Origin of the sequence: Pleionea sp. CnH1-48 (assembly GCF_024124665.1) — a bacterium.
In the GTDB taxonomy this organism is placed as follows: Bacteria; Pseudomonadota; Gammaproteobacteria; order Enterobacterales; family Kangiellaceae; genus JAMXSB01.
The window spans coordinates 65749-91640 of sequence record NZ_JAMXSB010000007.1 but is presented as its reverse complement, the minus strand read 5'-3'; the positions used below and the strand labels follow the sequence as shown (position 1 = coordinate 91640).

General features: G+C 43.4%; 25 protein-coding genes. 13 read left to right on the top strand and 12 right to left on the bottom strand.

Translation table 11 applies throughout. The annotated features are described in order from the left end of the window. Positions 1 to 24: 24 nt before the first annotated feature. The 6 genes from NH399_RS12405 to NH399_RS12380 are packed head-to-tail and all read right to left on the bottom strand — an operon-like array spanning position 25 to position 5720. On the bottom strand, positions 25 to 882 hold the full coding sequence (locus NH399_RS12405; RefSeq protein ID WP_253040549.1) for an STM4011 family radical SAM protein: 858 nt from the start codon (positions 880 to 882) through the stop codon (positions 25 to 27). After that, positions 879 to 2216, bottom strand: coding sequence for an STM4012 family radical SAM protein (locus tag NH399_RS12400; RefSeq protein WP_253040548.1), 1338 nt, complete (start codon positions 2214 to 2216; stop codon positions 879 to 881). Before NH399_RS12400 ends, NH399_RS12405 begins: the two co-directional genes overlap by 4 nt. Beyond that, the gene (locus tag NH399_RS12395) at positions 2213 to 3007 is read right to left on the bottom strand and encodes an STM4013/SEN3800 family hydrolase (protein ID WP_253040547.1); all 795 of its coding nucleotides are present in this window, start codon (positions 3005 to 3007) and stop codon (positions 2213 to 2215) included. The genes NH399_RS12400 and NH399_RS12395 overlap by 4 nt, the downstream gene beginning before the upstream one ends. Continuing rightward, entirely contained in the window at positions 3004 to 3648 is a 645-nt protein-coding gene (locus NH399_RS12390) for an HAD family hydrolase (protein WP_253040546.1), read from the bottom strand. Before NH399_RS12390 ends, NH399_RS12395 begins: the two co-directional genes overlap by 4 nt. After that, positions 3629 to 4825, bottom strand: a complete 1197-nt coding sequence (locus tag NH399_RS12385; protein ID WP_253040545.1) for an STM4014 family protein — start codon at positions 4823 to 4825, stop codon at positions 3629 to 3631. The genes NH399_RS12390 and NH399_RS12385 overlap by 20 nt, the downstream gene beginning before the upstream one ends. Beyond that, positions 4785 to 5720 carry an STM4015 family protein gene (locus tag NH399_RS12380; RefSeq protein ID WP_253040544.1) on the bottom strand — a complete coding sequence of 312 codons (936 nt, stop codon included), beginning with the start codon at positions 5718 to 5720 and terminating at the stop codon, positions 4785 to 4787. The genes NH399_RS12385 and NH399_RS12380 overlap by 41 nt, the downstream gene beginning before the upstream one ends. 590 nt (positions 5721 to 6310) lie before the next feature. On the opposite strand from NH399_RS12380, the gene NH399_RS12375 reads away from it, so the two are divergent. The 3 genes from NH399_RS12375 (at position 6311) to NH399_RS12365 (ending at position 11687) form a co-directional block, all read left to right on the top strand. Beyond that, positions 6311 to 8584: a S8 family serine peptidase gene (locus NH399_RS12375; RefSeq protein ID WP_253040543.1), complete on the top strand. Its 2274-nt coding sequence runs from the start codon at positions 6311 to 6313 to the stop codon at positions 8582 to 8584. Positions 8585 to 8832: 248 nt separating this feature from the next. Next, a complete protein-coding gene (locus tag NH399_RS12370) occupies positions 8833 to 10830 on the top strand; it encodes a bifunctional diguanylate cyclase/phosphodiesterase (RefSeq protein ID WP_253040542.1) in 1998 nt (665 codons plus the stop codon). Between the two features lie 149 nt (positions 10831 to 10979). Beyond that, complete coding sequence (locus tag NH399_RS12365) at positions 10980 to 11687, top strand: SIMPL domain-containing protein (RefSeq protein ID WP_253040541.1); 708 nt, start codon at positions 10980 to 10982, stop codon at positions 11685 to 11687. A gap of 32 nt (positions 11688 to 11719) precedes the next feature. Here NH399_RS12365 and NH399_RS12360 read toward each other — a convergent pair whose 3' ends face one another. After that, positions 11720 to 12619, bottom strand: a complete 900-nt coding sequence (locus tag NH399_RS12360) for a diguanylate cyclase (protein ID WP_253040540.1) — start codon at positions 12617 to 12619, stop codon at positions 11720 to 11722. Positions 12620 to 12631: 12 nt separating this feature from the next. Continuing rightward, positions 12632 to 13006, bottom strand: coding sequence for a PAS domain-containing sensor histidine kinase (locus NH399_RS12355; protein ID WP_256489513.1), 375 nt, complete (start codon positions 13004 to 13006; stop codon positions 12632 to 12634). A gap of 267 nt (positions 13007 to 13273) precedes the next feature. On the opposite strand from NH399_RS12355, the gene NH399_RS12350 reads away from it, so the two are divergent. The 5 genes from NH399_RS12350 to NH399_RS12330 all read left to right on the top strand — a co-directional run bounded on the left by NH399_RS12350 (position 13274) and on the right by NH399_RS12330 (position 17249). Continuing rightward, a complete protein-coding gene (locus NH399_RS12350; protein WP_253040538.1) occupies positions 13274 to 14068 on the top strand; it encodes a cobalamin-binding protein in 795 nt (264 codons plus the stop codon). Between the two features lie 229 nt (positions 14069 to 14297). Beyond that, positions 14298 to 14489 carry a hypothetical protein gene (locus tag NH399_RS12345; RefSeq protein ID WP_253040537.1) on the top strand — a complete coding sequence of 64 codons (192 nt, stop codon included), beginning with the start codon at positions 14298 to 14300 and terminating at the stop codon, positions 14487 to 14489. A 278-nt stretch (positions 14490 to 14767) separates the two neighbouring features. Further along, complete coding sequence (locus tag NH399_RS12340) at positions 14768 to 16060, top strand: PleD family two-component system response regulator (RefSeq protein ID WP_253040536.1); 1293 nt, start codon at positions 14768 to 14770, stop codon at positions 16058 to 16060. Positions 16061 to 16197: 137 nt separating this feature from the next. Then, entirely contained in the window at positions 16198 to 16878 is a 681-nt protein-coding gene (locus NH399_RS12335; protein ID WP_253040535.1) for a zinc metallopeptidase, read from the top strand. Positions 16879 to 16976: 98 nt separating this feature from the next. After that, positions 16977 to 17249: a hypothetical protein gene (locus tag NH399_RS12330; protein ID WP_253040534.1), complete on the top strand. Its 273-nt coding sequence runs from the start codon at positions 16977 to 16979 to the stop codon at positions 17247 to 17249. Here NH399_RS12330 and yhbY read toward each other — a convergent pair. Further along, a complete protein-coding gene (gene yhbY, locus NH399_RS12325; RefSeq protein WP_253040533.1) occupies positions 17239 to 17538 on the bottom strand; it encodes a ribosome assembly RNA-binding protein YhbY in 300 nt (99 codons plus the stop codon). The two genes, NH399_RS12330 and yhbY, sit on opposite strands and share 11 nt — an antisense overlap. 100 nt (positions 17539 to 17638) lie before the next feature. Here yhbY and rlmE point away from each other — a divergent pair, with 100 nt between their 5' ends. The 5 genes from rlmE to NH399_RS12300 all read left to right on the top strand — a co-directional run bounded on the left by rlmE (position 17639) and on the right by NH399_RS12300 (position 23221). Further along, the gene (rlmE, locus tag NH399_RS12320) at positions 17639 to 18259 is read left to right on the top strand and encodes a 23S rRNA (uridine(2552)-2'-O)-methyltransferase RlmE (protein WP_253040532.1); all 621 of its coding nucleotides are present in this window, start codon (positions 17639 to 17641) and stop codon (positions 18257 to 18259) included. Positions 18260 to 18367: 108 nt separating this feature from the next. Further along, positions 18368 to 20287, top strand: a complete 1920-nt coding sequence (gene ftsH / locus NH399_RS12315; RefSeq protein WP_371876076.1) for an ATP-dependent zinc metalloprotease FtsH — start codon at positions 18368 to 18370, stop codon at positions 20285 to 20287. Between the two features lie 107 nt (positions 20288 to 20394). After that, on the top strand, positions 20395 to 21201 hold the full coding sequence (gene folP, locus NH399_RS12310; protein ID WP_253040530.1) for a dihydropteroate synthase: 807 nt from the start codon (positions 20395 to 20397) through the stop codon (positions 21199 to 21201). Between the two features lie 22 nt (positions 21202 to 21223). Beyond that, positions 21224 to 22564, top strand: coding sequence for a phosphoglucosamine mutase (gene glmM, locus NH399_RS12305; protein ID WP_253040529.1), 1341 nt, complete (start codon positions 21224 to 21226; stop codon positions 22562 to 22564). A gap of 249 nt (positions 22565 to 22813) precedes the next feature. Next, a complete protein-coding gene (locus NH399_RS12300) occupies positions 22814 to 23221 on the top strand; it encodes a CBS domain-containing protein (RefSeq protein WP_253040528.1) in 408 nt (135 codons plus the stop codon). A 50-nt stretch (positions 23222 to 23271) separates the two neighbouring features. Here the strand turns inward: NH399_RS12300 and nqrM are convergent, their stop codons facing one another. The 3 genes from nqrM to nqrF form a co-directional block, all read right to left on the bottom strand. After that, positions 23272 to 23499, bottom strand: a complete 228-nt coding sequence (nqrM, locus tag NH399_RS12295) for a (Na+)-NQR maturation NqrM (RefSeq protein WP_253040527.1) — start codon at positions 23497 to 23499, stop codon at positions 23272 to 23274. A gap of 14 nt (positions 23500 to 23513) precedes the next feature. After that, positions 23514 to 24530, bottom strand: a complete 1017-nt coding sequence (locus NH399_RS12290; RefSeq protein ID WP_253040526.1) for an FAD:protein FMN transferase — start codon at positions 24528 to 24530, stop codon at positions 23514 to 23516. Between the two features lie 134 nt (positions 24531 to 24664). Then, positions 24665 to 25891 carry an NADH:ubiquinone reductase (Na(+)-transporting) subunit F gene (nqrF, locus tag NH399_RS12285; RefSeq protein ID WP_253040525.1) on the bottom strand — a complete coding sequence of 409 codons (1227 nt, stop codon included), beginning with the start codon at positions 25889 to 25891 and terminating at the stop codon, positions 24665 to 24667. Position 25892 lies beyond the last annotated feature (1 nt).

Sequence of the window (25892 nt, the reverse complement as noted above, 5' to 3'; positions counted from 1 at the left end):
GTAAATTGATATGACATAAAAGCGTTAATTTTGAAATTCAATGGGAATTCTTGCTAATCGTTGTTTGCCATATTTAGCATTCATATTCAGCTCTCTTAAATGGATATAACCGATGTAGCAATTACATTCTTGATTAGGGCAATGTTGTGGTGCCAGTTTTTGCTCCCAGTGTTCGTCATAAATGGAAGTTAACTTTTGGTCAACGAAGTGACAGGGATGAATATCTCCATGACCGTTGACAAACAGGCTGGACTCTCCACCATCACAGGCTTTGTTCAATGACGAGTAGGAGCAGTTGTTATCATCAAAGTGAGGATCAATCTGATTAAGCTGCTCTAGCATCTCTTGCGAGTATAACTTGTCTTTAGCGCGGTAGGCATTAACCCAGAGGTATCGATGCTCAGGCAGCAGACTTCGCATGGCGTTTATTTCTTCGAGGTATTCTGGTTTTCCAACCATACCCACAGTGTAACGAACATTGAGGGCTTCTAGCTGGTCAATATGTTGCAGAAATTGAGCTTGGCTCACTTGCTCTGGATGATAAGTTACCCAGAGTGAGAGGCTTTCTTTATTTGCATCCTGTAACCAGTCTGGTTTTCTGCTTAGATTGGTTTGTGCTGTTATTTGTTCAACATGAGATAGATGAGAGAGTTGTATCATTTTTTCTCTATACCAGCGTCGTACCAAAGCTTCTCCCCAGGGAGTAATTAACACTCTGTAGCGATGCTGAGGGTGTTGTACTATCCACTGAAAAAAATCCTGTAGAGCAGCGCGATCCTTCTCTTTTTGTTCTTTAGATTCCGATGTCATCGCCATGGGGCAATAATGGCATGAATAGTTACAGCTATGTAATAAGCCTCGGTACGAAATATTTAAATTCATAGGACGGAATATTCTTGCATTAGCTGGTTAACTTTATCCGAAACAAACCACGGGCCTATGGCATCCGAAAGTTCGAGGCCAGTGTCCGTTAACATTAAATGGTTATCATGACGTTCTGCCAGATCAGTTTCGAGCAACTGATCCAGTTGGTCAAAATCATCCAGAGCCTGAGTCGAAAACCGTTGGTAGTAATCGGATAAATTGAACCCTTGTTTCAATAACAGAGACTGCATCAGAAATCGTCTTTTCTGTTCTTGCTCTGATAGATGGAAACCATAGGGAGCTTGCTCAAAGTCTGACTGGGTGAGTTGAGTATAGTCTTCGATGATCGACTTAACGCTGCTTCTAGATACGCCGTACTCAGAACAATAATGAATATTTTGAGTATAGGACCGGGCGCCTGCTCCTATGCCAACCATGCCATCGCTTTGGCAGCAATACACTGGGCCTTCATGTAGGTTGAGTGCTTTTTTGCGAAACATGCGCATTGAAATTTGTTCGTAGTTATTTAGCAGCAGTTGTTCTCGAGCATAGCGGTATAACGCTCTTTTCTCTTCCTGTGCCGGACTGAGTAGAGAACTTTTTCCTCTCTGTTTTACGGTATCCATTCCCGTTTTTTCTCGTTCATATAGCGGATAGAGGTAGACTTCTTCGGGTGCATAACTGAGCGCATGCTCTAGAGTTGCTTGCCATGAGTTTAAGGTCTGTCCTGGTGCGCCATAAATCAAATCCAGATTCATAATCGGTATGTTTGAAGCTTTTATCATTTTTAGCGCTTGATCGACCTGTTGCAGTTTTTGTGGCCGGATCAAGGCTTTGAGTTCTCGCTCAGAAAAGCTCTGCACACCAATGCTAACGCGTTGGACATCGTAGTTTTCGAACACTCTCAAATGATCTTGAGAAATGGTTTCTGGAGACGTTTCTATGGATGTTGGAATCGCATCTACCAAGTTTAAGTGTTGGTGTATATCTTCATAGAGGGTGTTGATGTCAGTTGCTGAAAGGAAAGTGGGGGTGCCTCCTCCGATCGCGAATCGAACAAACTGATGGGAGCCTAACGCCGTTTTCATTGCTTGAATTTGAAGCCTGAGCGAACTCAGGTAGCTTTCTACTAAATTATTATTGGGTTTTGAAATCGTAAATAAATTACAGAATCCACAACGCATCTCACAAAAGGGGATATGCAGATACAAAAACAGTGCATCTTTTTTTTCGCTTTGCCAGACATCTTTGAGTGGTATGGGATGCTCAAAGTGACGATAAGCTGTTTTATGAGGGTAGGAGTAAGAGTAAGCTTGATAAATCTGCTTAGGAAAAGAGGCTGGGTACTTCATAAGTTTGACTCGATAATAAATTCGGCGTAAGGGACATTCCATACGTGTGGATGTGCTAAACGGTGACCGTGATAGTTGTCTTCACCATAGGTCGTTCCATGATCGGAGCAAATAATGACTAAGTTATCTCCGCGCTTTGGCAACCAATCAAACAGTCGTGCGAGTTGTTGATCGACATATTCCAGTGCTTTTTGATGGGATTGTTTATCATCCCGGTTATCGCCATCCCGATAAAAGTAGTTGGGCTGATGAATGGCTGACACATTAAGAAATAGAAAGAAAGGGGCCGTATTTTGTGTTAGATGCTCAATGGCTTTATTTATTTGGTGCTGAGTTGAGTTGCGTTCGGTGACGCCAAATTCTTCTTGCCAGTAACTGTGACAAAACATATCAGGAATCACACAACCTAAAGGCGTTTGACGATTAAAAAAGCCGACGCCACCGATACAAAGAGTTTGATAGCCCATCGAGCGAAAACCAGAAACAATATTCTCCGAGTCAAATACCAGAGTGTTTTCGTCAATAGTAGTGCTGCCGTTGAAGTCTAGAGCAAAGAGTCGTTTATGGGTGGGGGAGTCAACAGGCGTTGGCAAAAAGCCGGCAAAAAAAGCTTGGTGGGCAGCGTAGGTAAAACTTCCCGGTGAATGGCGTTGCTCCCATTCTTTTATGTGACGAGATAGGATCGGCAAGCGGCCTTCTTCGAAGGCTTTTTGAGCGACGTCATAACGCAATGTATCCAGAGTAATCAGTATGACGTTATGGCTTCCTGCCAGTGTACGAGCTTGTATCATAATAAGTGCTGTTCCAGTTCGAATATATGATTAAGTGTGATGTCGGCATGTGAAGAGTAATGAGAGCTATGGGGAGGAATATGAATTGTTTTCATCCCAATTTTTGTAGCAGGCTCTATATCGTTGTGAATATTGTCTCCTACCGAAATGGCTTCTCTTGCTGAAGCTCCCATGGCATCTAAAATATGAGTGAAGGCACAAGTTGAGGGCTTACTGGTGCCTATTTCTTCTGACACGCCTATGTAATCAAAGTGAGGCGCTAAAGTAGCATTATGAATTTTCTTTCTCTGGCGAGATGAAGAGCCATTGGTGAGTAACGCCAACTGATAACGAAGCGCTAATCTATCCAACATTCTTTTGAGAGAGTCTGATGGCATAATGTAGTCTATTAACTGTTGCGAATCTTGCCACAGTTGTTCGGCAGATATTTTATTAACCTCAATCACACGGAGTATTTTTTCACAGGCCTCTAAAGGCTCATTATAACCGTGGTTATCAATGCGCATTATCTGTGGCAGATAGGCCTCTATCTGTTGTTTGGACATGAAGGCTTTTTCTTTCAGCCACTGTTGCATGAAGCTTGCATAAGCCTGATCCCTATCGATCAGCGTATTATCGAGATCAAGTACGAGCAGCATCATGATTTAACCAATGTATAACTTGATTATCATAAGGATCGCCTTGCTCATTATAAGCATCCAGAATCAGATCGCCAAAGGCATTGCCTTCGATAATATAGGGCGTTTTATTTTTTGCGGTAAGTAGCAGATCCCAGCCGATGGTTGTTGTTTCTGGAAAGCATAAAGCGGCCTTCGATATTGTGCGGTTAATATTGTCTATGTCGTCCGCTAAAAGACCCAAGGAATGAATGTCGCAACGCTGATTACCAAGGTGCAAGTTAGTGATAGGGTGTTCACTCATTCTTGCTAAAGAAAAACTGGGAGTATTGCCGATCGTCATGATCCTTAAATCATAACTTAGATTGCCCACTCTTGCCTTGGGGACCCATGGTTCGCAATAAGCTCCGATAGAAAATAAGTAATTGATGATATTCCTAATACTGAATTCATCCCGGTAATGTCGAATTTTCAAACTATTAAAATACTTGAAGCTCTTGTTATGAGTCACAAGCTCTATCGAAGTGGTCATGAGCAGCTGTTTTTTGCGGGCGTGTCGTTGTAGTGCAACAACACCAGAAGCTGAAGACCCATAACGTAGTTTGATAAAAACTCTCTGCTGATTATGCTTTTGCATAAAGTCGATCAGCTCGTCGAAGCAAAAAATATTCTTGAATGAAGGAATAGTTGTTACCGCAAGCTCTCTAAGTCGGTGCTTTGTTTGCTCTTTATCAAATAACACTAAGATGTCATCACTCGGCGACATTCGATATATCGTGTTTCGGCTTAGAATGTGATCCAGAAGACAATCAATGGTTTTAATAAACTGACTCAGTCCCTCATACCAAAGCTGGTTATTCTTTATCTCTCCAAACGAAGTGCCATTATCGTTGAGTGTTACTTCGCCTTTCGCCAACTGTATCAATTTGTCTTCCATCAGTGGTGATTCGCCTGGAGATTCAAAACGAATGACTACCGGGCCACTGATTGCTGACAGTTTTTGTGTGAGAAGCTGCTCTAACTGATGCCAGTGGTTGATGAGCTCAAGATAATTTATCTGCGTAACGCAGGTCTGCTGATGCCTTGATAAAGCTTGACAAAAATACTGTGTGCGCCGGTTGTCTGGGTTGCCAATCACAACCCAGTGTACTGTTCGAAAATTATTCACCAACGGAGATGTAGCGATATTCTTCTCCATCATACTCATCGGTTTCTTCTTGCTCGGAAATATTAACATCAAGGGTTTTATAACTAGAAAATCTGACCATGGTCTCATCAGACATATAGTGATGGGCCAGGTTGAGTTTTTGGAGTTGATCCAGTGCTGCGCAAGACAGCAAGGCTTCGGCTCCAACATCGCCTAGCGTGCCCATGGACAAATCAAGCTCGCTCAATTTACTCCAGCTATCCTGATTTTTCTGTAGCATTTGAGCAATCTCATCACTTTCTTCGCTATTTTTTAATCCCAGGTAATTTAATTGTGGGGCGTATTTCTGAGTGATAGATTCTAGTTGCTCGATACTGCCTGTCCAGCCGTAGTTCTCTTCGCCCAGCCACAGCTCTAGGTGTTTTAACGATGGAAGAGAAGATTCTGCAACTTGTGCTACCAGCTCTTTTTCCATGCCACCCGTTTCTATAATCAGTGTTTCAAGATTGTCGTGTTCTAAATTAGAAATCAATAATCCCGTACCCCCTCGGACCTGGAAGTGAACAAGGTTAGGAAAGTTAGCCAAAAAATCTTTGTAGTCAACTTGCTGTATCCAGGACATTTCGCAAGCTTCAGAAGTCATTTCACCAAAAAATACATACTGCAATGCAGGGAGTGCATCAGCCGATTGACTTAACTTAGCAATGGCATCTTCTGGCGTGTCTTCATAACATTCTTCCCATTCACCAATAATCAAATGAGTCAGTTCTTTTGCAAAGGGAGCATTTATTAGCTTTTCTACTTCTGATAGCAGAGTGACACCATCTTCTGCATCTTCATAGTCGACAGAGACGCGGATTGCGTATTCTGCGCTTAATGTTGCATCATCTGCTTTAAAAGGTTTGATGGTTTTTCCTGCAAACACATCTAAGTCTTCATAAATAGCCATTATGTTTCCTTGTATACTTTTTAATTTTATTTCACTCAACTGAATAAATAACAAGCGAGTTGCACTTTCCCTTACCAATACTTATGGCTAAGTTCCTTTTAGCACTATGGTCTATTAATCAATATTATCTCTGTTCTATCGAGAGCTGGTTGAACTATAACATTGGAAGCCTCTGTAATCGAGTCCATCAGCTTTTTATTAAGTTGCAAATTATTGCAGCATTCTACCCTAATAAAATGGATAGCGCTTTCATTCTATGTAACTTTTGTTTTCATAATATTTCAAATCAGAATGGTCTATTTCTCACATCAACTCAAGAGTTTATCTGATTGTGTCACTTAGATGTCAGTGTCATTATTAATGGCGTCAGGTTGATGTTTATCGAAGGACGATAAAATTTTCAGGATGAAAACAATTTGACGACTAGCCAACTCAAGCAATCTGTTTAGTCAGACGGTTGCTCTCATCCTGAACACTGCCTGGCAGTCGCAAACTTCTATATGAAGACTTTAATGTGAACTTTGTCACATGCAGTAAAAAGAAACCATGTTGTTAGAAGTGGATTCATAAAAATTATACGGAGTTTTAACATGAAAAAGATGAGTTTTAAGCTTGCAACAGTTGCTGGCTGTGTCATTGCTGCACTTTCAGTCTCTGCTCAATCTACTATCCATAAAGGTGAAGATGGTGAGCTTTATACACTTCCACTTCATAGTCAAAAAGAGAGCAAGTTAGAACAAGATTTGCTTAAACAAATGGAACAGAAAAAGACCGTCAACGTTATTGTTTATTTTGAAGGCGAAGGTATTCAAAAAGAACTTGACGCTATTGATAGTCGATACAAACCTCAGGTTTCAGATCTAACCGAGCGTTTAAACTTGATTCAAACAAAATATCGAGCCAAAGAGTCGCTTTCTGAAAAAGAAGAACAGGAGCATATCAAGTCTGGTGCTATGGCGATGAATTTTGTTGATCAGTCGATGGCCCTTAATATTAAAGAAGAGCTCGATACTTTATTGGATTCAATGAAGGTAGAAAAAGGCACTTTGATCGAAAAGTCCTCGGCTTCAACACTTAATGCTATGTCGCGTATGGTCAGCTCGCTGGGAGGCAAAGTTACAAACCGCATTCCTTTAAGTCGTGCTTTGGGTGTGACTGTTGCCGCTGATGCCGTAAAGCGTCTTGCTGAGTATCCAGGCGTTAAAGCTGTATACCTCGATCGAGAAGCTGACTATGAGCTGGATGTGAGTGTTCCTTCAGCGAAGTTTAATACCTGGCATAACGCTGGCTTCGATGGTTATCCCTATGACTTTGGTGTTGTTGACTCGGGTGTGCGAGAAAACCATCCCGCGTTTTCATCGGCGGGTATCGTTTTTTGTAGCAAGTCTGGCAGCTCAGTGACTGGCGATCACGGTACTCATGTTGCTGGTATTGTTGCGAGTAACGACAGCACTCATAAAGGGACTGCCTATGGCGTTGACTCAGTGATCTGGGCTAATTCTGGCGGCCAGTCTACAACCATGTCAAACATGCAGTGGATGATTACTGGAAGTTGTCAGGGACCAGAGGTGGTCAATCATAGTCTTGGTTACGGTACTGCAAATTCTAGCGATTACAATGATAACGATGCCTTCTACGATGCTTTCGTTCAAAACTATAACGTTATGGTCACTAAGTCGGCTGGTAATGGCTACTGGAATGACTCCAATCCAACCATCACGCATCCTGCGCCTGCCTATAACCTGATGGCCGTTGCCAACATGGATGATAAAAACACGACATCACGCAGTGATGATAAGCGTCGTTCATCATCAAGTGTTGGGCCTACCGTTAGCAATCGTAAAAAGCCTGACATCACAGCTCCAGGTACTAACATTATGTCGACGAATAGTGACTGGGCGACAGAGGCTGATTTTATTTCAAAAAGCGGAACCAGTATGGCGGCTCCTCATGTTGCAGGTGCGATCATCTTGATGGAAGACGGCGGTAACCATACTCCGATGGCTCAAAAAGCGGTATTGATTAATACGGCTGATGCCTGGGACAGTAAAAATACTTCCAGTGACAGTGACGATGTTCAGGTCAGTGGCTCTCACTGGGATAAGTCCTACGGTTGGGGTTACATCGATATGTGGGAATCTCACTACAATCGCAGTGACTATTTTGTTAACTCAGTGATCCCGCGTAACAATAATGCAACGGCCGATGACTATAAGTTGTTTAAGGGCAAGATGTTTACTAACGAAAAAGCGACGTTAGTTTGGCAGCGTCGAGCGAACTTTGAGTCTGGTCCAAGCGGCAGTGCTCATAACTTGAGTGATTTGAATGTGCGTTTGTACGATGAAGGTAATCCTGCAACCCATGACTCGGATCTGGATGGTAATGACAATGTGCATCAGGTTGCGGCAGCAAATACCATTGATGCGGTTGTTAAAGTGTATTCATGGAGCAGCAGTTTTGATGGTGCAAGCAGCGAGTCTTTTGCTTTAGCAACAGAAGAAAACTTTTCTGCCGCAACACCACCGACTCTGTCAATGCCTTCAAAAACGGTGAATGGAACGCCTTTTTCTCCGATTAAGGTAAGCATGACTGTGTCTAACTCTGGAGACGTGGATACCTGTAACGTGACTGTGTCACGAGGTATTGTTGCTGGAGTTTCGGGTCCAACATCGGTAACTTTGTCGCCAATTAGTGACGGTGGTAACGGTACTGCGACTTTCTCTTTGAGTGCACCAGTAGGAACCTATAATATACCCTTTACGGCAAGAACCACGTGCTATGATGAAACTTATACAACGACCGCTAATGTTAACTTGAAGTCGCAGATTATTATTCTGCCTCCTCCAATTAAACTAAGTCGTTGATAATCAAGCTATGATGCAGGAGCTTGTCTCCTGCATTTTTCTTTTTGAGTGGAAGTATTGGATGATACGATTAAGGTTTGTATCCAATTGATACTTATTAAGTGATAAGCTGTTTGCTCACTTTGTAAATATAAGTCTAAAATGAAAGATATCACAAATTGTTATAGAGTGACTCTATGAGTCTAAGCTCGCTCAAACATATCATCCAAAATAGGGAATCTCTGACATGGAGGCAAGGCCTGAGAGTTATGGCGGCTGCGTTGCTTGTCGGTGCCTTTATTTTTGTTTTTGAAATGTTATTTGTGGTTCAAACGCTGAGAGACGATACTCGCGACCTGCAAGGACAGGTTCTCAATCTTGCCGAATCCCCCGCGACCAATGCCGCTTGGCATCTAGATAATGGCATGGCAGATAGTATGCTAGAGGGGCTCCTTGCTATCGATACGGTCAAGTCTGGGCGTATTGTATTGGCCGATGGTGTACTTCAAGCCGAAGTAACCAAAGAAAGAAATTTCGTTCCCTCTATGGTCGATCGTTACTTTCACTTTTTATTTGCTGATCTTGATCATGTATCTCGTCAGTTATTAGCCCCCGACTGGAGCTCAAGTCCTGCTGAACGAGAAGTTATCGCGGATCTGTATATTGAGTTTGATACGCTGAAAACAAGTCGTCGATTTGTAAAGCTTATTGGTGTGGGCTTTTGGTCCAGTATTATTCGATCATTTTTACTGGCGTTAGTATTAGGTATTGTTTTCCACCGGTTTTTGACGCGCCCAATTATGAAAATCGGTGAAAACTTAAAAAAGGTTGATCCGGGCTCATTAGACTTTAAATACATTCCAAATGCTCAAGGCCATGAGAAAGGCGAGCTATTTTCTCTGGTTTGTTATTTTAATGACATGCTCCACCGACTCGCGACAACGCAACAAAACCTGAGGCGCATGGCGACTCGTGATCCGCTAACCAAGTTACCTAATCGTGCTCTGATCCATGAGGAGTTAGGCTCGAATATTCGTCGTTCTCTTTATAATCAGCGACAGTTTGCTCTGTTATTTATGGATCTTGACCGTTTTAAGTATGTGAATGATACGCTTGGTCATGTGGCGGGCGATGAACTACTTTGCGAACTTGCGGAACGATTTAGAACTCAGTTGCCAGCATCGATTCGAGTTGGGCGATTGGGTGGCGACGAATTTGTTTTCATCGTTGAGAAATTTGATAATCATACGGCGCTTATTGGCATTGTTGAAGACATCTTGTCACTTGTGAAGACGCCCGTTAAGTTAAATGAGTTATCTATAGAACCTTGTGCTTCTATTGGAATTGCTATTTATCCGGATGATGGAAAAGACATTGAACAGCTAATGCGACATGCTGATATTGCCATGTATTGTGCAAAAGCCAACAGTGCTGAACAGTATACTTTCTTTGAAGCCGCTATGATTAAGAGCAGTGAGGCTCGTTTCCAGATCGAAAACTGTTTGCACTTTGCATTAGAAAACAATGAAATGATGCTTTATGTGCAGCCTAAAGTTAAAGCCGGTAACCGAAAGCTGGATGGTTGCGAAATTTTGCTGCGCTGGCGTTTAAATGGTCAGGTTATTTCTCCAGCTACTTTTATTCCTATCGCAGAAGAAACACATTTAATTGTTCCCATTGGTTTTTGGTTGATTGAAGAAGTTTGTAAGTTAGTAAGAAAGTGGCTGGATTGGGGGATTGAAATAAAAGTGGCCCTTAATGTATCACCACGACAACTTGAGTGCGGAGAGTTTATTTCTACCCTTAAGAACATTCTTTCTCGATATCCTGAATGTACATCAATGTTGGAGTTTGAAATCACCGAGTCGACGTTAATGACTAATCTGGAAGCCAAGCTGAGAATCATCAAAGAGCTTAGAGCTTTAGGTATTTCTGTCGCTATTGATGATTTTGGTACTGGTTACTCGAGTCTTGCCTATTTGCGTCGTTTACAGCTGGATACTTTAAAGATCGATCAAAGTTTCGTCTCAGACATTCCTTATGATATTGCAATCCCAGCATCTATTATCGAGCTCGCTAAGCAGTTAGGACTAAAAACTGTGGCTGAGGGTGTGGAGAATCAGGATCAATTTAATTGGTTAACGCGAAAAGGGTGTGACCTGATTCAGGGATATTTAATTGGCCGCCCTGTTTCTGTAGAAGACTTCGAGGAGGAGTTTCTTAAGCAGGACAAGCGCACCACCAATTCAACTCTTATCGTAGATTAAAAGACCTCATTTCATTTTTGCTGTGTAACAAAGGATTGGCTTGAGGCTATTATGGAAGATAGATTCACTCAGATAGTTTTACAAAAACTTTACAAGAGAACGTTGAGTTTGCAGTAATATGTCCTTAATAAAAAAATGGGAGATTTGCTATGAAACATTTATGGTTAGTGCTTATTTTAGTGGCCCAGGTATCGTTTGCTGAATCGATTCCTGAACAGCCTCATATCTCAGTATCTGGTACAGGAGAGGTTGTTGTGCAACCAGACTCGGCTTCTATTTCTATGACATTAGAAAAAAGTGCGCCTAATCAGGTAGAAGCGAAAAACAGTGTTGACGCAAAGGCTGCCAAGTTATTGCAGTTGTTCAAGTCAATGGGAATTAATAAGAGAGATATCAAAGCTTCAGAATTGAGGCTTAATCAGCAATATGATTACCGAAATGGAAAGCGGAAACTGATTGGTTATACTGTGAGTCGAACCGTTGAGTTAACGCTTAGAGATGTTTCTAAATACAGTGATTTTTTAACTCAGGCTTTTGAGATTGGTATTAGTAATATCAGTAATATACGCCTTTTCCATTCTAAAGAAGATGAGTTGAGAAGCCAGGCTAAAGCCAAAGCGGTTGCGCAAATCAAAAAGAAGGCGGCTGATGTTGCTGCTGCTTTTGACCAATCTTTATTACAGCTTTATAACGTGTCTGAACGCCCTTTAGTCGCTCCTGTCGCTCTTAATGAGTTTAGTGATAGAGGATTAAAGCAGGGAAGAGTTAATCAATCTGTTTTTGAAGTAGGAGAGATCACTATTAGTGAAACACTTTATGCGACCTATCTTATTAAAAACAGTATGGGACGAAGATAGAGTGCTCGTCGCATAGAGTGAGAAATACTTGCTTAAGGATTGTTGGTCACTGTGCGGTTTCGCCCTGATGATTTGGCCTGATACAGGGCATCATCGGCTCGCTTAATGAGAATTTCGAAAGTATCATCGGCGCGAAACTCGGATAAACCGATGCTAAGCGTAATGTTTCCTTGAATTCCGTAATGGCTCCAGCTGTGCTCCTCCATGCTTTTACGGATCCTTTCGGCAACGTTTTGCGCTTCTTCTGTCGAGGTTTCTGGCAGAAAAGCGGCAAACTCCTCACCGCCAATACGCCCGCATATATCCGCATCACGGGAGCTGGATTGAATGATTTGTCCTGTATCACGGATGACCTCGTCACCAATCTGGTGGCCGTACTGATCGTTAACTCTTTTAAAATGATCAATATCCATCATCAGGACACAGCTTTTTGTTTTATATCGACGAGATTTATGCAGCTCTTGTTCGCTGAGCGTCATAAAGTGTTGTCGATTTGACAGCTGACTCAATGAGTCGATGGTGGCATCCCGGTAGAGCTTTTGTTCTATCGCTTTTTTTTCGGAGAGATCGCGCTCGATAGACAGATAGTGAGTGACTTCTTGATGTTCATTGACCAAAGGTACAATACTCAGTTCTAACCAACATTCTCTGCCTGTTTTGGTGTAGTTGAGGATTTCTGTCTGAACTGGCTGGAGGTTATTAAGAGCGTTGCGTATTTTATCGCGGGCTTCCATCGCTGTTTTTTCGCCTTGAAAAATACGAGGGCTTTGACCAATGATTTCTTCCTGAGTGTATTCCATCGTCTGACAAAAGGCTTTATTGATATAAACAATAGGGCTATTACCTACGTCATCAAAGTTGGCTTTGGTGATCATGATCATATCCAAAGCATTGTCCAAAGCCTGTTTGTATATCGAGTCAGGTAGTTCCATAAAGTACCTTTGTTACGATTGAACGACTCTTTCAATAGCTAAAAAATGTGTGACGTCATCATTGTCGTTTTTTAACGGTGTTAGCGTAATGTCTAACTGAATGGACTCTCCAGATTGAGTGACATTAAGAATTTCTCGGCGAATGGGTTTTTTGTGCTTTAAGGCCACGCGAATATCCATTCTGGTTCGTTTGTCTGTATCATCGCCTTGAAGCATTCTTGGATTTTTCCCCAGCAGTTCATCTTGGGTATATCCCATGGTTTCGCAAAATGCTCTATTAACGTACACAATTCTTGAGGCTCCCACATCGTCAAAATTGGCCTCCAGAATCATTATCATGTCCATTGTGTTATCAAGTGCATTCTTTAAAAGCTCATCAGATAGCATTGCTGTACCTTTCGCGATTGAAAATTCACTTTATTGTGTACTAAAGCCAACGCATTTGCCACTGGTTAAAGCAGACGACATCGAATTTGAGGCATCGTTACCTATAAAACAATTTGTCTGTTTCTCAATAATAGGTATAGCAGGTTTATTACTAATTAGAGTGGGAAGAAGGAGATTATGTGTATCATTAAATGAGATTTGCTTGCTCTCTATTCATGGAGGGCGAATTTCAGTAAAATCTAATTTTTAGAAATACCTACTTGAATTATGTATCCGACTCGAATTGTTTGTTTAACTGAAGAAACCACTGAAGCCTTATATTTAATGGGGGAGCAGGACCGGATTGTTGGAGTGTCTGGTTATACCGTAAGACCACCTCAGGCGCGTAAAGAAAAGCCCAAGGTTTCTGCTTTTACCAGTGCCAAAATTGATAAGATACTTGCCCTCGAGCCTGACTTGGTTTTGGGTTTTTCTGACATGCAGGCTGACATTGCAGCAGAACTTATTCGGGCCGGAGTGCAGGTTCATGTATTTAATCAGCGTAGTATTGAAGAGATCTACGCCATGATACGTATGCTGGGTTCAATGATTGGTTGCATTGATAAAGCACAAGCTTTAATTCATCAGTGGCAGCAAACTCTTGACTCCATCGATGCGCAAGTAGCTCAGTACAAAGTAAAGCCCAAAGTCTATTTTGAAGAATGGTATGAGCCGCTTATTACTGGTATTGGCTGGGTGTCAGAGTTGATCGAACGTGCTGGTGGAGAAGAGTGCTTCCCCGAAAAGGCGGGAGAGTCTTTAGGGAAGAATCGTATTATTGAAAACCCTGATGATGTTATTGAGCGGCAACCGGATATTATTTTAGGTTCATGGTGTGGACGAAAGTTTCGTCCCGAGAAAGTCGCTGCAAGAGCTGGGTGGGATGCTATTCCTGCAGTAAAAAATCAACAAATATTTGAAATAAAATCCGCTGATATATTGCAACCAGGCCCCGCTGCGCTTACTGATGGAGTTCGCCAGATAGCTGACATTATCAGCCGTTGGCACCAGCAGCAGTTGTAAATTAAGCCCATCTCAGTATAATGTGACGCAGCTTGTTAGAAGACAGGCTGCGCTTCAAGGATTTGAAGTGCCTAGGGATGATAAAGAGCATCCTAGTGTTAATCAGGGACATTTTTAGTTATGAATCATTTATATTGATAGAAAAGCACACCCTGTAAAACTGTATTCCATAGTAGTTTAACAATGACTGTTTTCTTGGTGGAGCCTTTTTAACTTGTAAGGAAATCCTATGAAACGTAAAAAGCAGAAGCTTAATAAACCCCGCAACCCGTTTGCTTGTGACCCACTGATGACTAAATCCAGTGTCCACGAAAAAACCTATAAAGCAAAACGCAAAAGTGCCAGACAACAACTGAAAAAAGAGTCGTTGTCTTGGGACTCTTCTTTTTCTCTGATCGGTTCTTTATTGCGTATTATCTAGTTCGTCCGCCTGCCCATTCTATCTCCCTTTCATTGCAATCAGCGCTTTATCAGCTAGGATAAAAGAGTATAACTCTGTCTTTCATTACAATGGATTAAGAAGTTTTACCAGCATAACAAGACACTAGTTATTGGAATGTTCCATTTTGTTGACCGCTTTAACATTTCTGTAACTTTAATGAGTTGCCGTAACTATTTGAATAATCAACTGATAACTGGCTCACGTTATTCAGTTCATAAATACTCGACAATAACAGCTTTTTTAAGGGTAGGATTGTCATGTCAATCACTAAAACCGCACTCATAGTTGATGACTCTCGCTCTGCCTGTGTTGTACTGTCGCGCATGCTTGCGCGTTATGGGGTAAAAGCAGACTTTGCATATTCTGGTCAGGAAGCTTTGGAGTTTCTGGCATCTAAGCAACCTCAAGTCATCTTTATGGACCACTCCATGCCCGATATGGATGGTTTACAGGTTATTGAGCGTATTCGTCAAAACTCCGCTCTTTCTAACATTCCTATTTTGATGTTTACTGCACGCTCGGGGGCTGATTATTTGGCTCAAGTGCAGGAAGCGGGAGCGGTTGATGTTATTCCCAAAATATTAGATTCGAATGTATTAGAAACCGCGCTGACCAAGATCCACCTTATTGGTCACGATCATGAACATGAGCATCATGAAGAACCCAGTGCTGAAGAAAAAATGCGGGTATGGCTCGAGTCGGTGATTGAAAACAAAATCGCACCAGCATTAACGTTTCGAATAGATGATGCGACACGAGAGTTAAGAGAAGAAACGCTTCAGCAATCACAGAAAATTTTTCGCGATTCTATTCGTTTTCATACCAAACAACATAATCGTTTGATTGAAAGTGCCGAAGCACACAGTGATTATCTGGTCACAGCCTATCAGGAAAACAAAGCGCAATTATCACGTCGAATGTCTGCGTTGCTTGGGCTCTTTTTAGTTTTGGGCGCAGCGATGATATGGCAGATTTGGGAAACGCGAGTTCAATGGTCTCAGCAATGGGAGCAACAGGTTGCTCTTAATAATGATTGGCGCGATAAGATATCTGAAGCAGGCCAACAACAGGTCGCTATGGTGGCAACACCACAAACGGCAGAACAATCCGTGACCTTGGTAGTGCAGGCGATCGATGCCGACGGCAGGGCTGTTGGCAGTTTGCTGGGTATTGGTTCCAGTGGACAATGGATGAATCTGGTAGCAGAAACGGATTATCTATTTCAAATCAATAATCAGGGTTGGCTACGAGAGTTTGATGGTAAACGTTATTATCAAACCTCAGATTGTTTTGGTGTTTCTCTGGTTGAAGCACATTCTGGTTTACTCTTTCGCGGTGTGAATGATGAAGTGCTCTATACACCCATGAGAGAACAACCTTCATTAAGTCAACCTTATTCGATGATGGGATCAGATGGTCGTTGCGAAGCTTACAAAGGTAAGCCTTTATCATTAGTTCAACTGTTGCCTAACAACGCCAGTATCACAGGTATTAACAGCGTTGTGTTTTCTCTAGAGCGTCAGCCTTATACCACTGCCGAAGCTTATTAGAGACATTTCATAAAAGAACCATCGCTCTTCATCTTTATAATGCCGCCCACTTTAAGTGGCGGCATTCTGCTATCTCTTTACCACGAAAATCGCTACACTTTGACTGCTGAGTGGCTGAATTCATTGAGGAAAAGTGAGTGTTCGTAATCTTCGGTATTCTATTGTTCTTACTTATTATTCTGGGACCAGGATGGTGGGTAAAACACGTTCTCGACAAATACTCTGTTCCCTATGAGCGCCTGCCGGGTACCGGAGGAGAGCTGGCTCAGCATTTAATTGACCGTTTTCAATTGCCTGTGACTTTAGAAGCCATCCCGGAAGGCGACCACTACGACCCACAAGACAAAGTGGTGCGCCTGTCTCACCGTTTTTATCATGATCGTTCTTTAAGTGCTGTAGCGGTGGCTGCGCATGAAGTAGGGCATGCTTTGCAGGATGCTCGAGAAGAGCCTTTGCTTAAGTGGCGCAGTCGGCTTGCGGTATTCGCTGCGCAGGCCGAAAAAGTGGGAGTGATGGGGTATTTGATCACGCCCTTTATTGGCTCCATCTTTCATTCGCCGCACGTTACCGTCTTTTTGTTGTTGTTTGCTCTCTCTAATATGTTGCTGGGCGTGATCGTTCATTGTGTGACATTGCCAGTGGAGTGGGATGCCAGTTTTAACAAAGCATTACCAATTTTGGAGCAGGGAGAGTATTTGTCGCCACAAGAGCTCAAGGTGGTTAAATCTCTGCTGCGAGCAGCTGCTCTAACTTATGTATCTGGCGCTTTAACCAGTTTGCTGAATGTCTGGCGTTGGATAGCGATTTTGCGTCGCTAGGCTGATAAACGATAGATTTATTTACAATTTTAATACCGCTACCTGAGCAGGAACATCGTATATTTAGGGTCTAGTAAGGATTTGAAGAAGGACGAGTTGTGAAAAAAACTCAAAGAGATATTTGCTTGACCGTAGGCACTCTGGGGATGGTATGGGCTCTATTTATGGTGGTGATGTCGGTATTTGCACTGGTAAAAGTCAGTAAACTGACCATTGTGCTTATGATGTTGGCGTCTACTTACTTATTCTATGAGGGACTTGCGCCCAAGGTTAGGACGCGTATGAATCAAGTCATCAGAAGTTATTGGCAAGAATACCGGGAGAAAGGCCAACAAATACTAGTGGGCATTCGCCAGCGGGTTACTTACTAGGAATTTCAATCTTTGGCTTATTTTTGTTGCGGCGGAAAAGCGTGAGATTATGACCAACTCGTTGGACGGGCGTGGCATCTGACTTTTTGCAAATAAGCTCAATTAACGCATCACGTTCTGCGCGCTCTTCGGCGCGAACTTTGATTTTAATCAGTTCGTGAGCGGTCAGGGCAATATTAATTTCTTCCATCAGGTTTTCGGTGATGCCATTGGCTCCCACCATAACCACGGGTTTTAAGCTATGGGCCTGCGCGCGCAGGTGTTTGATCTGCTGAGTACTTAATTTCATTACATTCTCCAAATTTGGGGCGGGTATTTTACCCGATCTTCATGCAAGCTCAATCAGAGATCTTTATAATAGAGAGACTACTGAGAAAAATGAGCTGGATATGGCACGTAGCAAAAGCAGTAAACGTTGGTTAAAAGAACATTTTGACGACACCTTTGTAAAAAAGGCCCAATTTGAAGGCAGGCGCTCCCGTGCGTTATTTAAGCTAGAAGAACTTGACCAAAAAGACAAGTTGTTCCGCAAAGGGATGACGGTTGTTGACTTGGGGGCGGCTCCAGGTGGCTGGTCAGAACTGGCCATAGAGAAGGTTGGAGATACGGGGCATGTATTTGCTCTGGATATCCTCCCTATGGACCCGTTAGCCGGGGTTGAGTTTATCCAGGGGGACTTCCGAGAGGAGGCTGTGCTGAAGCAATTGCTAGATAATATTGGTGAACGTAAAGCAGACCTTGTTTTATCAGATATGGCCCCCAATATAAGTGGGATGAGTGCCGTCGATCAGCCCAGAGCCATGTATCTGGCTGAGTTAGCACTGGATTTAGCTCAGAATGTACTCGCCAAAGGTGGTAGTTTTTTGGTGAAGGTGTTTCATGGCGAAGGGTTTGATGACTATATGCGCCAAACGCGGCAAGTATTCAATGTTGTGAAAACACGTAAACCAGAAGCATCGCGAGCGCGTTCTCGAGAAGTTTATATAATGGCCAAGGGCTTTAAGGGTTAAATTGAGACAATCATTACATCTTTCGGCATGAGATTGTAATGATTATTTGACTCTGTTAGTCCTTGGGTAATAATGCCTAAATAGAAGTGGACATGTGAGGTTGTAGCCTTGAACGATATGGCAAAAAATTTATTGCTGTGGGTAATCATTGCATTGGTATTGATTACGGTCTTTAACAATTTTGGACCCACACAAAGTTATTCGGATGAATACACCTTCTCTCAGTTTGTAGAGGATGTAAAAGCTCATCGTGTCTCACAGGCCAAGATTGGTCGTGACGAAATCGAAGCTGACTTAACGTCTGGCGAGCGCAAGAAAGCCGTTATTCCTTACGGTAGCCATGAAGAAGCCGTCGAAGTCATGCTAGCAAACGATGTTAAGTTTGAAGGTAGCCGAGAAGATGAAGGGAGCGCTTTCCTGAGTATTCTGCTGTATTGGTTGCCGATTATCCTAATTATTGCGTTTTGGATTTTTATGCTGCGGCAGATGCAAGGCGGTGGTGGCCGTGGCGCCATGTCGTTTGGCAAAAGCAAAGCACGCATGATGGGAGAAGATCAGGTTAAGACCACTTTTGCTGATGTCGCTGGTGTCGAAGAAGCTAAAGAAGAAGTGAAAGAGCTGGTCGACTTTTTGCGTGACCCTGGTAAGTTCCAGCGTTTAGGCGGCAAGATCCCGCGTGGTGTATTGATGGTGGGACCTCCTGGTACGGGTAAAACCTTGATTGCTAAAGCCATTGCAGGTGAAGCGAAAGTACCTTTCTTTACCATTTCTGGTTCTGATTTTGTAGAGATGTTTGTGGGTGTGGGTGCTTCTCGTGTTCGCGATATGTTCGAACAAGCCAAAAAACATGCGCCTTGCATTATTTTCATCGACGAGATTGATGCTGTAGGTCGCCATCGTGGTGCTGGCCTGGGTGGCGGGCACGACGAGCGTGAGCAAACACTTAATCAGTTGCTGGTTGAGATGGACGGTTTTGAAGGTGGCGAAGGCGTTATCGTGATTGCTGCGACCAACAGACCGGATGTGCTGGACCCTGCCTTATTACGTCCTGGTCGTTTTGACCGTCAAGTGGTTGTCGGCTTGCCTGATATTCGCGGTCGTGAGCAGATCCTGAAAGTTCACATGCGCAAAGTTCCATTAAACGATGATGTGGACGCGGCAGTGATTGCCCGTGGTACGCCTGGTTTCTCAGGTGCTGATTTGGCTAACCTGGTTAACGAAGCCGCGCTTTTTGCTGCTCGAGCCAATCGTCGTACTGTGAGTATGGAAGAGTTCGATAAAGCAAAAGACAAAATTATGATGGGTGCTGAGCGACGCTCAATGGTGATGAGCGAAGAAGAAAAGCTCAACACGGCGTATCATGAAGCGGGTCACGCTATTGTTGGACGCTTAGTGCCAAGTCATGATCCCGTTTATAAAGTGAGTATTATTCCTCGTGGCCGTGCGTTAGGTGTCACCATGTATTTGCCTGAAGAAGACAAATACAGCCAGAGCAAAGAGCAGCTCGAAAGCATGTTGAGTTCTTTGTACGGTGGTCGTATTGCCGAAGAAATGATTAACGGCAAAGAAGGGGTGACTACAGGAGCTTCTAATGATATTCAGAGAGCCACCGAAATTGCTCGCAATATGGTGACTAACTGGGGATTATCTGAGCGTCTTGGTCCTTTAACTTACTCTGAAGAAGAAGGCGAAGTGTTCTTAGGCCGTTCGGTAACGCAGCATAAGAATATTTCTGCGAATACCCAAACCGCCATTGATGAAGAAGTTCGTACTATCATTGATCGCAACTACAAGCGTGCTGAGGCTTTGTTGGAAGAACATAAAGAGCAGCTGGAGGCGATGGCTAAAGCATTAATGAAGTATGAAACCATCGATGCGACTCAGATTGATGACATTATGGAAGGTAAAGAACCTCGCCCACCACAAGGTTGGGATGGTGATGACTCTACGCCTCCATCGAATCCAACAGGAAAAACCGGTGCTGACAGTACCAATAATCCTATTGGTGGTCCTGCTGGCGAGCATTAATCTGCGAGCACTTCTCTAAAGGAGCCTTAGGGCTCCTTTTTTGGTTTTTGAGGATTTATCTGGGATAATACGTCCAGCTTTAACATAACGGATCTAGCATTCTATCTATGCATTCTCTTTATCAGTCTGACCGCCCCTTGGTTATGGGGATCTTAAATGTCACTCCCGATTCTTTTTCTGATGGTGGTCGATTTGACCAGATTGAATATGCTCTGGAGCAGGCGCAAAGAATGGTCGAGGCAGGCGTTGATATTATCGATGTGGGCGGCGAGTCGACACGTCCAGGTGCAAAAGAGGTCACCGTTGCAGGCGAGTTAGAACGGGTTATTCCTGTCATAAAAGCCATAGCACCACTGGGCAAACCCATTTCAATTGATACCAGTAAGGCAGACGTCATGAAAGCCGCCGTTGATGCTGGTGCGGCCATGATTAATGATGTGCGTGCGCTGCAAGAACCCGGCGCCTTGCAGGTCGCTGCTCAGTGTCAGGTGCCAGTCTGTCTGATGCACATGCAGGGACAGCCCAGAACCATGCAGCAGGCGCCTCAGTATGAACAAGTGGTTGACGATGTCAGCCGTTTTTTAAAACAGCGTGTTGAGGCTTGTGAGGCCGCTGGGATAAGTCGCGATCTGATCTGCATCGATCCTGGTTTTGGTTTTGGTAAAACGCTAGAACATAACATTGAGTTACTGCGTGATTTAGAAAGTTTACTCACTTTGGATTTGCCTATCCTCGCGGGGATTTCTCGAAAATCCATGCTTGGTCAGATCACTGGCAAAGAAGTCTCAGAGCGTTTGGCAGGCAGTTTGGCGGTTGCCTTAATTGCGATGTTAAAATCCGCTAAAATTATTCGAGTTCATGACGTTGCAGAAACCGTCGACGTGATGAAAGTATTCAAAACAATTTATTCATAATACAAACATTCAGGGAGGCCTTATGGCTCAGCGGAAATATTTTGGTACTGATGGTGTTCGCGGTAAAGTTGGACAATTTCCAATAACCCCCGATTTCGTCCTTAAACTGGGTTGGGCTGTAGGTAAAGTGTTAGGTAAGGGGAATGGTGGTCGAGTTTTGATCGGCAAGGATACCCGAATTTCTGGCTATATGTTTGAATCGGCGCTGGAAGCTGGATTGATTGCTGCTGGCGTTGATGTTCTGTTGTTGGGACCAATGCCAACACCTGGCATTGCTTATCTGACTCGAACCTTTAGAGCAAACGCTGGTATTGTGATCAGTGCCTCTCACAACCCTTACGAAGATAACGGCATTAAGTTCTTCTCCCATGATGGCTATAAATTACCTGACGAAGTGGAGTTAGAAATTGAAGCCATGCTGGATGCCGATATGGAAACGGTTGAATCAGAACATCTGGGCAAAGCAATTCGAGTTGAAGATGCTGCAGGTCGATACATTGAGTTTTGTAAGTCGACCATTCCTTCACACCTATCGTTCTCGGATCTAAACATTGTGCTTGATTGTGCTCATGGCGCAACCTATCACATTGCACCTGCTGTGTTTCAAGAGTTAGGTGCCAACATTATCACCATTGGTGATCAGCCGAATGGTCTAAATATTAATAAAGGTTGTGGTGCAACCAGTACGCGTAAGCTTGCCGAAACCGTACTTGCCGAAAAAGCTGATATCGGTATTGCGTTTGATGGTGATGGTGATCGAGTGATGATGGTTGACCATAAAGGCGAACAGCTTGATGGTGATCAACTGCTGTTTATCATTGCCAGAGATGCACAGAAACGCGGTTGTTTAAAAGGTGGAGTTGTCGGCACTTTGATGACCAATCTTGGTTTAGAAAAAGCTCTCGAAAAAATGGATGTCGAATTCACTCGAGCAAAAGTGGGTGATCGACATGTAATGGAAGCACTGAAGAAAAACGACTGGCATTACGGTGGTGAGTCATCTGGTCATATTTTATGCCTTAACTCGACGACTACTGGTGACGGCATCGTGTCTGCTTTGCAGGTGCTATCGGTGATGGCTAAAGAAGGTCTGTCGCTTAATGAGCTCAAATCTGGAATGAATAAGTTTCCTCAAACGATGATCAATGTTCGGTTGCCATCGAGAGAAAGCAAGCCAATGGAAAACGCAGATGTGCAAAGCGCTATCGAATCCATTGAAGCCGAATTGGCGGGTCGAGGTCGCGTATTATTACGAGCATCAGGTACCGAGCCTGTGATTCGCGTAATGGTAGAAGGTGAAGACATGGCTTTGGTTAAAGATTGCGCGCAGCGATTAGCGAAGGTGGTAGAATCAAGCTGTTAAGCTCATTTGTGTAGGGCGCAGTTGCGCCCTGCAACATCAAAATTGTTGGTACATTTCTGGAGCAATCCCCTAGTTTGTGATTTACTTAAAGTAAGCTCTGCTCGATGCCGTGCTAGTGCATCGTGAGTGATGACTTTATGGCAGTTCATCAAACAATGCTTTCTGTAAATCACAGAAAAATAACAAACGACAAGCATGTTAACTGACCGTTAGTGTCCTTACTGTTGTCGTCTTTTGGGAGAGACCTCTATGCTTAAATCTGTCACGACACGTGATTACATGACCTCCTCGGCGATCACGCTTAAGCCTGCTCAAGATGTACTGGAAGCCGCCGAAACTTTGCTTGAATATCGATTATCTGGCGCTCCTGTTGTTAATGAACATGCCGAAGTCATTGGCTTCTTATCCGAAAAAGATTGTCTCCACACTGTGCTCAGCGCTATCTATAATGGTGATTTGGGCGATACGGTTTCTGATCGTATGTCTAAAGAAGTGATCTCGGTTCACCCTGAAGATAGCATCGCGGATGTGGCCGAAAAGTTCCTTAAGAGCACATGCCGAACCTTTCCGGTTATTGAGAAGAACGTGTTAGTGGGTATGATTTCGCGTAACAATATTTTACAGGCGCTGGAGAAAATTGGAGTTAATTGGGAGTAGCGAGATTCGTGCAATTGGACTAAAAAAAGGGAAGCTGTTGCTTCCCTTTTTTATAAATTTGAAATACTGATTTCTTCTTGATTACGTGCCGCCTCTTTACGCATGCGCTCTTTCTTATCGTCGCAAGGATCGTCGCAGTCGCACACTTTATCCATTCCCAGCGCTGTAATGCCGCCACAGCTGCCTTTGATTTCTTTCTTCTGAAAGATATAGCCAACGGCCATGATCAAAATGACCACGATCATCAGAGAAAATGAGATTAAAAATACATCTAGCATGGGTTGCTCGTTCCTTACTGCATGGAAACTTTAGTTAAGTATGGATTAAAGCTGTCGCTGTATTCGGCTTTAAATCCTGAATCGGTTTTGGTGATGATATAAACCGCAATATTATGTTGGGCCGCTAATGCCATTGAGCGCTCAGGCCCTAATACCATAAAAGCCGTAGCCAGAGCATCGGCTGTCATTGCCGACTCGTGAAGCACTGTTACAGAGGCTAATGTGTGAGTAATTGGGCGGCCTGTAACAGGGTCGATCGTATGAGAATAACGTTGTCCGTCCTTCTCAAAGTAATTGCGATAATCACCGGATGTCGCGACGCCCATTATACCCGGACTGATTACTTTTTGCACTTTTCTTTGTTGTGCGTCGGGTACTTCGATGGCAACTCGCCAGGGGCGTTTTTTGGCACTTTGCCCTTTTGCTTTGATTTCTCCACCGATATCTACCAGATAATTTTGAACGCCGTATCCCTGCTCCAATAATTTGGCAATTTCGTCAACGGCGTAGCCCTTGGCAATGGCTGACAGATTAATCGAGGTATCGGGTGTTGGTTTGGTCAGGCAGTTGCGCGATGTATCAATGGTTACCTTATCAAAGTGCATCTGTTTTTGAGCTTGCTGAATAGCGTTATCAGAAGGGATGCGATCACGAGTGTTCTTTTTATCAAAGCCCCATAGCTCAATAAGAGGTGCCAGGCTGGGATCAAAAGCACCATTGCTGAAGGCATGAATGTTTTTGGCTTCGGCAATAACAGCAAGCAATTCTTTTGGAAGGGGTATGCACTCCAAGGAGTCAGAGCGGTTTAACTGGCTCAATTTGGAGTTTTCTATGTAGGTCGACATCTGTTGATTCACTTTATTCAACAACTGCTCAACGGTTGCCTGAATGAGTTCTCTATCCGCTTCGGCACGAGAATAGGCGATATGATATTGGGTGCCCATGGTATCACCGCTTATGCGCTCATAGGGACGACTACAGGCTGTTAACAATAACAACAGGCTAAGAATAATAAAGTGAGTTAATTTCATGAAGATAAATAGACTGGTCCAAACTGTGGCGGATTATAAAGCAGATTGATGTAGATCCAAAGTTGAAAACCTGATTGTGATGACTTTTCTTCAGGCAATAAAAAACCCGCAGAGCGGGTTTTTTATTGAAGCGATTAGCCACCAAAGTCATCTAGGAAGATGTTGTCTCTTTCGACGCCAATATCTTCTAGCATTTTGATAACTGCTGCGTTCATCATGGGTGGTCCACACATGTAGTATTCGCAATCTTCAGGATTTGGATGATCCTTCAGATAATTCTCGAACAATACTTCGTGAATAAAGCCAGTGTAACCTTCCCAGTTGTCTTCTGGTAATGGATCAGACAAAGCTGTGTGCCATTCGAAGTTGTCGTTTTCACGTGCCAGCATATCGAAATCTTCTACATAGAACATTTCGCGCTTGCTTCGTGCACCGTACCAGAAAGTTAACTTACGGTCGGTTTTGATTCGACGCAACTGATCGAAGATGTGTGAACGCATTGGAGCCATACCTGCACCACCACCAACAAATACCATTTCGTTTTTCGTCTCTTTAGCGAAGAACTCACCGTAAGGACCAGAAATAGTCACCTTGTCACCTTTTTTCAGGTTAAAGATGTACGAAGACATTTTACCTGGCTCAAGGCTCCAGTTATTAGGTGGCGGAGTCGCGATACGAACATTCAACATGATCATGCCACGCTCTTCTGGGTAGTTAGCCATTGAGTAAGCTCGGATAACAGGCTCTTTAACTTCTGAAACCAGGTCCCAGATCTTAAAGCGATCCCAATCCGGATGATACTCTTCGGCAACGTCCATCGTTTTATATTCAGAAACGTGAGGAGGACATTCAATCTGAATGTAACCACCTGCACGGAAAGGTACGTTCTCACCTTCTGGAAGCTTCAGGCGAAGTTCTTTGATGAAGGTCGCAACGTTATCATTTGAGATAACTTCACATTCCCACTTCTTGGTACCAAAAACTTCTTCTGGCAACTCAACTTTCATGTCTTGCTTAACATTAACCTGACAAGAAAGACGATAGCCTTCACGAGCCTCACGCTTGGTGATGTGGCTTTCTTCTGTTGGCAGAATTGAACCGCCGCCTTCAGTTACTTTACAGACACACTGTCCGCAAGTTCCACCGCCACCACAGGCAGATGAAACGAAAATACCGCTGTCAGCAAGGGCGCCCAAAAGCTTTCCACCTGCAGCAACATTAATGCTTTTATCTTCGTCATCGTTGATATTGATGCGTACGTCACCGGTGCTAACCAGCTTCGACTTGGCGAACAAGATGATCAATACCAGCGCGAGTACCACACCAGTAAAGACCGAGACGCCTAAAATAATCTCTTGCATG